At 71.7% G+C, this 8,976-nt stretch carries 9 protein-coding genes; 4 read left to right on the top strand and 5 right to left on the bottom strand.

Features of this window, described 5'->3' with window-relative positions; genetic code table 11:
* Together ACZ6W9_RS19865 and ACZ6W9_RS19860 are read left to right on the top strand one after the other, a co-directional pair.
* The coding region (locus tag ACZ6W9_RS19865; protein ID WP_470118976.1) for an FG-GAP repeat domain-containing protein at positions 1–584 on the top strand (584 nt) is incomplete at its 5' end.
* A gap of 159 nt (positions 585–743) precedes the next feature.
* The gene (locus ACZ6W9_RS19860) at positions 744–1,430 is read left to right on the top strand and encodes a response regulator (RefSeq protein WP_389970834.1); all 687 of its coding nucleotides are present in this window, start codon (positions 744–746) and stop codon (positions 1,428–1,430) included.
* Between the two features lie 76 nt (positions 1,431–1,506).
* Here the strand turns inward: ACZ6W9_RS19860 and ACZ6W9_RS19855 are convergent, their stop codons facing one another.
* Complete coding sequence (locus ACZ6W9_RS19855; RefSeq protein ID WP_389970837.1) at positions 1,507–2,811, bottom strand: aspartate aminotransferase family protein; 1,305 nt, start codon at positions 2,809–2,811, stop codon at positions 1,507–1,509.
* Between the two features lie 130 nt (positions 2,812–2,941).
* On the opposite strand from ACZ6W9_RS19855, the gene ACZ6W9_RS19850 reads away from it, so the two are divergent.
* Positions 2,942–3,847, top strand: a complete 906-nt coding sequence (locus tag ACZ6W9_RS19850; RefSeq protein WP_470118974.1) for a LysR family transcriptional regulator — start codon at positions 2,942–2,944, stop codon at positions 3,845–3,847.
* Positions 3,848–3,887: 40 nt separating this feature from the next.
* On the opposite strand, the gene ACZ6W9_RS19845 is transcribed toward ACZ6W9_RS19850, so the two are convergent.
* Positions 3,888–4,775 (bottom strand): LysR family transcriptional regulator, encoded by an 888-nt coding sequence (locus tag ACZ6W9_RS19845; protein WP_470118972.1) that lies wholly within the window; start codon positions 4,773–4,775, stop codon positions 3,888–3,890.
* 170 nt (positions 4,776–4,945) lie between these two features.
* On the opposite strand from ACZ6W9_RS19845, the gene ACZ6W9_RS19840 reads away from it, so the two are divergent.
* A complete protein-coding gene (locus tag ACZ6W9_RS19840) occupies positions 4,946–5,764 on the top strand; it encodes a GNAT family N-acetyltransferase (RefSeq protein ID WP_470118970.1) in 819 nt (272 codons plus the stop codon).
* A gap of 57 nt (positions 5,765–5,821) precedes the next feature.
* Here the strand turns inward: ACZ6W9_RS19840 and ACZ6W9_RS19835 are convergent, their stop codons facing one another.
* The 3 genes from ACZ6W9_RS19835 to ACZ6W9_RS19825 are packed head-to-tail and all read right to left on the bottom strand — an operon-like array spanning position 5,822 to position 8,939.
* Positions 5,822–6,877 (bottom strand): ABC transporter ATP-binding protein, encoded by a 1,056-nt coding sequence (locus ACZ6W9_RS19835; protein ID WP_389970849.1) that lies wholly within the window; start codon positions 6,875–6,877, stop codon positions 5,822–5,824.
* Positions 6,874–7,929, bottom strand: a complete 1,056-nt coding sequence (locus ACZ6W9_RS19830) for an ABC transporter ATP-binding protein (protein WP_389970852.1) — start codon at positions 7,927–7,929, stop codon at positions 6,874–6,876. The genes ACZ6W9_RS19835 and ACZ6W9_RS19830 overlap by 4 nt, the downstream gene beginning before the upstream one ends.
* Positions 7,926–8,939: an ABC transporter permease gene (locus ACZ6W9_RS19825; protein ID WP_389970855.1), complete on the bottom strand. Its 1,014-nt coding sequence runs from the start codon at positions 8,937–8,939 to the stop codon at positions 7,926–7,928. The genes ACZ6W9_RS19830 and ACZ6W9_RS19825 overlap by 4 nt, the downstream gene beginning before the upstream one ends.
* Positions 8,940–8,976 lie beyond the last annotated feature (37 nt).

Here is an 8,976-nt window from a genome sequence, read left to right as displayed (position 1 = left end):
GCCACCAGGACCTCATCGCCCGCCAGGACACAACAGGCGACCTCCTGCTCTACCCGGGACAGAGCACCCGCGGCTACAGCACCACCCAACCGGTGAGAATCGGCAACGGCTGGAACGGCTACAGCTTCTTCGGAGCGACGGACTGGGACCGCGACGGCCACCAGGACCTCATCGCCCGCCAGGACACAACAGGCGACCTCCTGCTCTACCCGGGACAGAGCACCCGCGGCTACAGCACCACCCAACCGGTGAAGATCGGCAACGGCTGGAACGGCTACAGCTTCTTCGGAGCGACGGACTGGGACCGCGACGGCCACCAGGACCTCGTCGTCAGGGAGAACGACACCGAGAACCTGTTCCTCTACCCGGGCGAGAGCCGGCGGGGTCCCAGCGGCACTCCCCGGGTGAAGATCGGCAACGGCTGGGGCGGCCACACATGGTTCGGGGCGACGGACTGGGACCGTGACGGCCACCGGGACCTCATCGCCCGCCAGGACACGACGGGTGACCTCCTCCTGTACCCGGGACAGAGCACCCGCGGCTACAGCACCACCCAACCGGTGAAGATCGGCAACGGCTGGTAGACGTGTCCGTCCGGTCTCGCCGGGGACGGGCCTCCGGCGAGACCGGACGGGTTCGCGGGCGCCGGGGGGCGTGCCGCCCCTCTATGGTGGAGTCCTGCGGACCGGCCCGTGCGGAGGGCGGGTCCGAGGCCGGCGCCCGGTTCCCCTCGAAGGTGTGTGATGACGATCAGAGTGCTGCTGGTCGACGACCAGCCACTGCTGCGTACCGGTTTCCGCCTCATCCTGGAGGCCGAGCCGGAGATCACCGTCGTCGGTGAGGCCGGGGACGGCAAGGCCGCCCAGGAGCAGGCGCGGGCGCTGCTGCCCGACGTGATCCTGATGGACGTCCGGATGCCGGGCGTGGACGGCATCGACGCCACCCGCCGGATCGTCCGGGAGGCGGCGCGCGGCACCCACGTGCCCAGGGTGCTGGTGCTGACCACGTTCGACCTGGACGAGTACATCGTGGAGGCGCTGCGCGCCGGGGCCAGCGGCTTTTTGCTCAAGGACGTCCCGCCCGAGGAGCTGGTGCAGGCCATCCGGGTGGTCGCGGCGGGCGACGCCATCGTCGCGCCGAGCGTCACCCGGAGGTTGCTCGACCGGTTCGGCGCGCACCTGCCGTCCACCCGCCGCCCGTCGGCCCCGGCCCGGCTGGGGCGTCTCACCGAGCGCGAGCTGGAGGTGCTGCGGCTGATCGCCCGGGGCATGTCCAACGCCGAGATCGCCGCCGAGCTGGTGGTGAGCGAGACGACCGTCAAGACGCACGTCGGCAACGTCCTCACCAAGCTGGGCCTGCGCGACCGCGTGCAGGCCGTGGTCCTGGCCTACGAGACCGGCCTGATCACCCCGGGCGCCCCCTCCTCCTAGGAACCGTCCGGGGCCGGTCACGTCCGCCGGGATGGCGGACGAGCCGGCGGCGACGGGCGTGGGACACCGGTCCGCGTCACCCGGCGGCGCCGAGCACCGCTTTGAGCGACGCCTCAAGGATGTCCACGCCGGTGTTCAGTTCGTCGTCGCTGATCGTGAGAGGCGGGGCGATGCGGAAGATGCCGCCCATCTCGGGCAACTGGACGATGTTCATGTGCAGTCCTCGTTCGAGACAGGCCGCGGTGATCGCTTTACCCAGCTCGTCGGCGGGCGCCTTGCTCTTCTTGTCCGTGACGAGCTCGATGCCCTGGAGCAGGCCGCGGCCGCGGACGTCGCCGACGACCTCGTAGGCGTCACGCAGCGCCAGCAGCCGGCCGGTGAGCCGGTCGCCCAGGACCGCGGCACGCTCCGTGAGGTTCTCGCGCTGGACGACGTCGAGGACCGTCAGCGCGACGGCGGCCGCCAGGGGGTCGGAGACGTGGGTGGTGTAGAAGAGGAAACCCCGGTCGTGGCATGCCTGCTCGATCTCGGCGGTCGTGATGACGGCCGCCACGGGCAGTCCGGCTCCCAGGGTCTTCGACAACGTCAGGATGTCGGGTGCGACGCCGTCGCGCTCGAACGCGTACATCGTTCCGGTGCGGCCGAGGCCGGTCTGCGCCTCGTCCAGGATGAGCAGCATCCCGCGTTCGTCGCACATCTCCCTGAGACGACGCAGATACCCCGGCGGCAGATCGATGATCCCGCCCGAGGACAGGATGGGCTCGATGAGGCAGGCGGCGAGGCTCCCGGCGGACTGCCGGTCGACCAGGGCGAAGCCGTAGGCGAGTTCGGCCTCCCAGTCGTGTGACCCGTCGGAGGCCCGGAACGGCGAACGGTAGGCGTTCGGCGCGGGCAGCGCCAGGTTGCCCGGTGCCGGGGGGCCGTAGCCGCGCCGCCCGGCGGAGAAGGTCGCGGAGGCGGCCCCCTGGGTCATGCCGTGCCACGAGCGGTCGAAGGAGACGATCTCGAAGCGGCCGGTGGAGAGCTTGGCCATCTTGATCGCGGCCTCGTTCGCCTCGGCTCCCGTGGTGAGCAGCAGCATCTTGCCGAGCTCCGGAGGCAGGGTCGCGGTGAGCCTCCGGGCGAGTTCCAGCACGGGAGCGCTGAGCATGCCGCTGAAGAGGTGGTCCAGCGACGCGACCGCGGACGAGACCGTCGCCACGATGTCCGGGTGCGCATGACCGAGGATGGAGCTCATCTGCCCCGAGGTGAAGTCGAGGATCGGCGTGCCCTGGCGGTCGAAGACGTACGCGCCGGAGGCTCGTTCGATGACCCGCGGGGTGAAGCCGGCTCCGTAGCGGACAAGGAGGCGGTCCGCCTCGTCCCAGAACGTCGTGTCCATCGTCAACCTCTCTCACCGCGTCCGAGCAGATGTCGGATCTTCTGCTCGGTGCCATCCTGCATCGACGACAAAACTCGTAACAAGCAGACAAATGCGACCTATCATTCGGCATTGCCTTACGATCGATGCCATGCTCAGCCCGCAACGCCTCGCGATCCTGCGCGCGGTCCTGGCCGCCGGGTCGATCAACCAGGCGGCGCGGAACCTCAGCTACTCCCCCGCAACGATCAGCCAGCACATGACCGCCCTGGCGAAGGAGACCGGGCTGGTCCTCTTCGAGAAACAGGGACGCGGCATCAGCCCCACCGACGCCGCACGGCACCTGGCGGATGAGGCCCAGTCGCTCCTCGCCGACTTCGGGCGCCTCGAACGTGTCGTCGCGGACCTCCGGAGCGGTCAGGCGCAGCATCTGGCGATCACCTGCTTCGCCTCCGCGGCCGAGCGGTGGATCCCGGAGGTCGTGCGGACCGTTCGCCGGCACCGGCCGAACCTCACCGTCGAGATCAGCCTCAACGAACCCGTCGACGGGCGCGGTCGCCGGCGGCCGGACCTCGACATCCGGACCGAGCCCGCCGACGGGGCCGAGGTGCACCTCGACGGTTACCGGCGTCACGAACTCGCCGTCGAGGAACTCGTCGCCGTGCTCCCCGCCGCCCACCCCCTCGCCGATGCCCGCGAGCTCGCCTTCCGGGACCTCGAAGACGAGCCCTGGGTGGACCACGACATCTACGACAGCCCGATCGGGCAGATCATCCTGACCGCCTGCAGGGCCGCCGGATTCACGCCACGCTACGCCGCCCGCCTGGACGATCACCGGGCGGCGCTGCGGCTGGTGGAGACGGGCATCGGCGTCACCGTCCTGCCGCGCCTGGCCGTCGCGGAGCTCCCCGGCGGGGTCGTCACCAGGCCTGTGGTCCGCCCCACCGTCTTCCGGCGCATCGTCGTCCACGCCCGCCAGGATCGGCGGCGCGGCGACCTCATCGCCCGCGCGGTGGCACAGCTTCGCGACAGCGCCCGCGAGGCGGTGTCGCCGTAACGCGGCGCCCCGTGTTCCGCGTGCCGCCGGGAACCCGCGGTCACGGCGCGGGCGGGTGGCCCGCCGGGGCGTGCCGGCGCAGCTCGGCGAGGATCCGGGCGAGCACCGGCCGGGTGTCGGCGCGCCGCCAGGCGACGGCGACGGTGCACCGCAGGTCGCCGGAGAGCGGCACGAACACCACCCCGGTGCGGGCGTAGTGCTCGTCGGTGCTCTGCGACAGCAGGGCGATCCCCTGACCCGCCGCCACCAGCTCCAGGGTCTCCTCGATCGCGTCGGACCCGATCTCACCGGCGACGTCCGTCACGCCGAGCGACCCGGGGCCGCGGAAGTCCCGCCAGACCGGGTCGGGACTGCGCGGTACCACCCACACCCGGCCGCCCAGGTCTCCCGGGCCGAGGACGGGGGCCCGGGAGAGCGGGTCACCGACGGGCACGGCGACGGCCCGGCGGTCGGCGCCGACGATCCTGATCTCCAGGGCGTCGCCGGGCAGCGGCGGCCACACCACGGCCAGGTCGCTGGCCCCGGTCAGCAGGCCGCAGGAGGGGTCGTCGAAGTCGAAGCGGCGCAGCCGTACGTCCCGGCCGGAGGCCCGCCGTACGGCGCCGAGCAGGGCCGAGGTGCGCGTCCCCGCCGCCTCGCCCATGAAGCCCACGGTGAGGCCCGGGACGTCCCCGGCGAGCAGGGCCTCGAACTCGTCGGCGGCGGCGGTCACCGCGGCCGCGTGGGCCAGCACTCCGGCGCCCAGCTCGGTCAGGCGGGCGCCGTCGCGGTCTCGGACCAGCAGCGGACGGCCCGCGGCGGCCTCCAGGCGGCGCACCGCGGCGCTCACCGTCGGCTGGCTGACCCCGAGCGCGGCGGCGGCCCCCCGGAAGGAGCCGGCGCGGGCGACGGCGACGAACGCCCGTACGGCGGGCAGCGTGACCTCCATCCGGCGATGATAGCCGTCGGCTATCGGCATAGCGGGAAACTGTCGGAGCGCCGGCGTCCCGTGCCCGAGGATCGCCTCGTGATGTCCGCGGGACGGGCGGGCCGGGCCCGTCCGGGCGGTGCTCTCCGGCACCGCCGTCCGGGTGCCCGGGACCTTGGAGGAACGTGATGATGATCCGGGAACTGACGCCCGGCGACCTCGACGGCTGCCTGCGGCTCGCCGAGGACCGGGGCTGGGGCAGGGAGGAGCGCAAGTGGCGTTTCCTGCTGGAGGGCGGCGAGGGGTACGGGATCGTGGACGATGCCGGGGAGCCGGTGGCGACCGCGATCCTGACCCGGTACGGGGACCGCACCGCGGCGGTCAGCATGGTGCTGGTGGCCTCCCGCCTCGCACGGCGGGGCCTGGGCACCCGGCTGATCTCCCACGTGCTGGACCGGGCGGGCGGAACGACCGTGTTCCTGAACGCCACCGCCCAGGGACGGCCCCTGTACGAGAAGCTGGGGTTCCGGGTGACCGGCGGGGCCTCCATGCACGTCGGGCTCTTCACCGGGCCGCCGTCGGGCGCCTCCCGCGCCGCGCGGCCGGAGGACCTGAAGGCGATCGCCGACCTGGACGCGGAGGTCGTGGGCGCGGACCGGTCCGGTCTGCTGCGGCGCTACGCGGGCTTCGCCGAGGAGATCCGGGTGATCGACCACGGCCGGGGCGTGTCGGGGTACGCGGGGATGTGGCGCAACGTCGCCAACACGGTCGTCGGCCCGGTGATCGCGGCGAGCCCGGAGGACGCCCGGGCACTGGTCGCCGACCTCGCCTCACGGGCCGGGCGGCCGGTGCGGCTGGAGATCGAGGACCGGCGCCCGGAGCTGGCGGCGTGGCTGGCCGGGCATGGTGTGACCGCGGGGATGCGGACATCGGACATGGTCGCCGGGTCCGGGCCGCTGCCCGGCGACCGGTCGCGGTTCTTCGCCCCGGTCATGTCGGCACTCGGCTGAGGGGGCCCCGGCCCGGTCCGACGGGCCGGACCGGGACCTCTCCCCCGGCGGGCGCGGTCAGGCCGGGACGGTCTCCCCCGGTGCGGGCCGGGCGGCCGGGCCGGGGGCGTTCTCCGGGAAGTGGCAGGCGACCTGGTGGCCCGCGGCCAGCTCGACCAGCGGCGGCTCCACCGTCTTGCAGACCTCCTGGGCCTTCCAGCACCGGGTGTGGAAGCGGCAGGCGGGCGGCGGGTTGAGCGGGCTGGGCACGTCGCCCTGGAGCCGGATGCGCTCGCGGTCCTTGCGCCGGCCCGGGTCGGGGATCGGGACCGCCGACATCAGCGCGTTGGTGTACGGGTGCATGGGCGACTCGTACAGGCCCTTGCGGTCGGCCAGCTCGACGATCTTGCCGAGGTACATGACCGCGACCCGGTCGCTGATGTGCCGGATGACCGACAGGTCGTGCGCGACGATGACGTAGGTCAGGTCCAGCTCGTTCTGCAGGTCCTCCAGGAGGTTGACCACCTGCGCCTGGATCGACACGTCGAGGGCGGAGACCGGCTCGTCGGCGATGATGAGCTTGGGCTTGAGCGCGAGCGTGCGGGCGATGCCGATGCGCTGGCGCTGGCCGCCGGAGAACTCGTGCGGATAGCGGTTGTAGTGCTCGGGGTTGAGCCCGACCAGCTCCAGGATCTCCTGGACGGCCTTCTTGGTGCCCTGCTCGGTCTGGATGCCCTGGATGCGGAAGGGCGCACCGACGATGGCGCCCACCGTGTGCCGGGGGTTGAGCGAGGAGTAGGGGTCCTGGAAGATCATCTGCATGTCGCGGCGGAGCGGCCGCAGGGACGACTGCGACCTGTGGGTGATGTCCTCGCCCTCGAACACGACCTTCCCGCCGGTCGGCTCCAGCAGGCGGGTGATCAGGCGGCCGGTGGTGCTCTTGCCGCAGCCGGACTCGCCCACGAGGCCGAGTGTCTCTCCCTTGCGGACGTCGAAGCTGACCCCGTCGACCGCCTTGACCGCGCCGACCTGACGTCTGAGCAGGCCCTTGGTCACCGGGAAGTGCTTCTGCAGCCCCTGGACGGACAGCAGCGCACCGGAGTCGGTCACCGCGGCGCCCTTGTCGTCAGTCACGTGCTCTCCAACATCGGCTTGATCTCGTTTTCCCAGATGGCCCGCCGCTCCGCGGGCGGCATGTGGCAGCGGACCAGGTGGCCGCCCTCGGTCTCGGTGAGCAGGGGCACCTCGGTGGTGGCCTTGCCCCCGGTGCGGTCCTCGTAGGTGCAGCGCGGGTTGAAGGCGCAGCCGGACGGCACGTTGATCAGGGAGGGCGGGCTGCCCTTGATCGGCATCAGCCGCTCGGTGGGCTCGCGGTCCAGACGGGGCATGGAACCCAGCAGACCCCAGGTGTAGGGGTGCTCGGGCCGGTAGAAGATGTCCTCGGCGCTGCCGTACTCGACGCACCTGCCGCCGTACATCACCAGGATGTCGTCGGAGAGCTCGGCGACCACGCCGAGGTCGTGGGTGATGACGATCAGCGCGGAGTTGAACTCACGCTGCAGGTCGAGCATCAGGTCCAGGATCTGCGCCTGGACCGTCACGTCGAGGGCGGTGGTGGGCTCGTCGGCGATCAGCAGCTCCGGGTCGCACGACAGCGCCATGGCGATCATGGCGCGCTGGCGCATGCCGCCGGAGAACTCGTGCGGGTAGCTGTCGACGCGCTTGTCGGGCTGCGGGATGCCCACCCGGCCGAGCATGTCGATGGCGTGCTTGCGGGCCACCTGCTTGCTGACCTTGTGGTGGATCCGGTACGCCTCGACGATCTGGGCGCCGACCGTGTAGTACGGGTGCATGGACGACAGCGGGTCCTGGAAGATCATCGCCATCTTCTTGCCGCGCAGCGTCCGCACGTGGTCGGCGCTCGCCCCGACGAGCTCCTCGCCGTCCAGCCAGATCTCACCGGAGATCTTCGCCCGGCCGCCCTTGTGCAGGCCGAGGATGCCGAGGCTGGTGACGCTCTTTCCGGAGCCGGACTCACCCACGATGCCCAGGGTCTTGCCCCGGTCGAGCTTGAACGACAGGCCGTCGACCGACTTGACGACCCCGTCCTCGGTCGGGAAGTGGATGCGCAGGTCGCGCAGCTCCAGGAAGGAGTCGGGCGCGGGGGAACCGGGCGCCGCCGTCATGAGAGCCTCACCCTCGGGTCGACCACCGCGTACAGGATGTCCACGATGAGGTTGGCCAGGACGATGAAGAAGGCCGCGAACATGGTCACGCCGAGCACGACCGGCAGGTCGTTGCCGCGGATCGCGTCGATGACCAGCTTGCCGACGCCGGGGATGGAGAAGGTGCTCTCGGTGAGCACGGCTCCGCCCAGCAGCAGGCCGACGTCGAGCCCGAAGATGGTGAGGATCGGGGTCAGCGTGGCGCGCAGCGCGTGCTTGGTGACGACCGTGCTCTCCTTGAGGCCCTTGGCCCGGGCCGTGCGGATGTAGTCCTCGCCCATGGTCTCCAGCATGCCCGCCCTGGTGAGCCGGGCGTACAGGGCCGCGTAGAGGAACGCCAGGGTGATCCAGGGCAGGACGAGCGCCTGGAACCACATGACGGGGTTGGCGGTGAACGGGGTGTAGCTGCCGCCGCCGGGGAAGATCCCGAGCGTGTAGGCGAACACCGCCAGCGAGACCAGGCCGGTGAAGTAGATGGGCAGCGAGACGCCGGCGAGCGCCACGGTCATGGCCGCGCGGTCGAGCGCGGTGCCGCGTCTCAGCGCGGAGACGATGCCGATGCTGACGCCGGTGATGAGCCAGATGATCGCCGCGCCCGCGGCCAGCGACATCGTCGCGGGCAGCCGGTCGAGCAGCGTCGGCCAGACCGGCTGGTTGTTGTTGAAGGAGTAGCCGAAGCAGGGAGCCGGGCACTCGGCCTTGCGCGGGCCGAGCGAGTAGTCCTCGCCGACGACGATGCCCTTGGCGAACCGCCCGTACTGCACGATGAGCGGGTCGTCCAGGTGCAGCCGCTTGACGGCGCCCTGGATCGCCTCGGGGGTGGCATCCCGTCCGACGTAACGCGACGCCATGCCCTCGGGGGTCTGTCCCAGGGCCCGTGGGATGAGGAAGAAGATCGCGAAGGTGGCGGCGCTGACGACGGCGAGCATCAGCACGGCGGCGATCACGCGGCGGACGATGAATGCGACCACGATCGTTCGGCCGGGTGCCCGGGAGGGTCGCTCCCGG

It is taken from the genome of Streptosporangium sp. NPDC053982 (assembly GCF_055585205.1).
This window is presented reverse-complemented; position numbering and strand designations above follow the sequence as displayed.

Bases quoted from the DNA above. Each gene is read 5' to 3' on its own strand.
- ACZ6W9_RS19860 (WP_389970834.1), top strand. From the start codon at position 744: ATGACGATCAGAGTGCTGCTGGTCGACGACCAGCCACTGCTGCGTACC.
- ACZ6W9_RS19855 (WP_389970837.1), bottom strand. From the start codon at position 2,811: ATGGACACGACGTTCTGGGACGAGGCGGACCGCCTCCTTGTCCGCTAC.
- ACZ6W9_RS19850 (WP_470118974.1), top strand. From the start codon at position 2,942: ATGCTCAGCCCGCAACGCCTCGCGATCCTGCGCGCGGTCCTGGCCGCC.
- ACZ6W9_RS19845 (WP_470118972.1), bottom strand. From the start codon at position 4,775: ATGGAGGTCACGCTGCCCGCCGTACGGGCGTTCGTCGCCGTCGCCCGC.
- ACZ6W9_RS19840 (WP_470118970.1), top strand. From the start codon at position 4,946: ATGATCCGGGAACTGACGCCCGGCGACCTCGACGGCTGCCTGCGGCTC.
- ACZ6W9_RS19830 (WP_389970852.1), bottom strand. From the start codon at position 7,929: ATGACGGCGGCGCCCGGTTCCCCCGCGCCCGACTCCTTCCTGGAGCTG.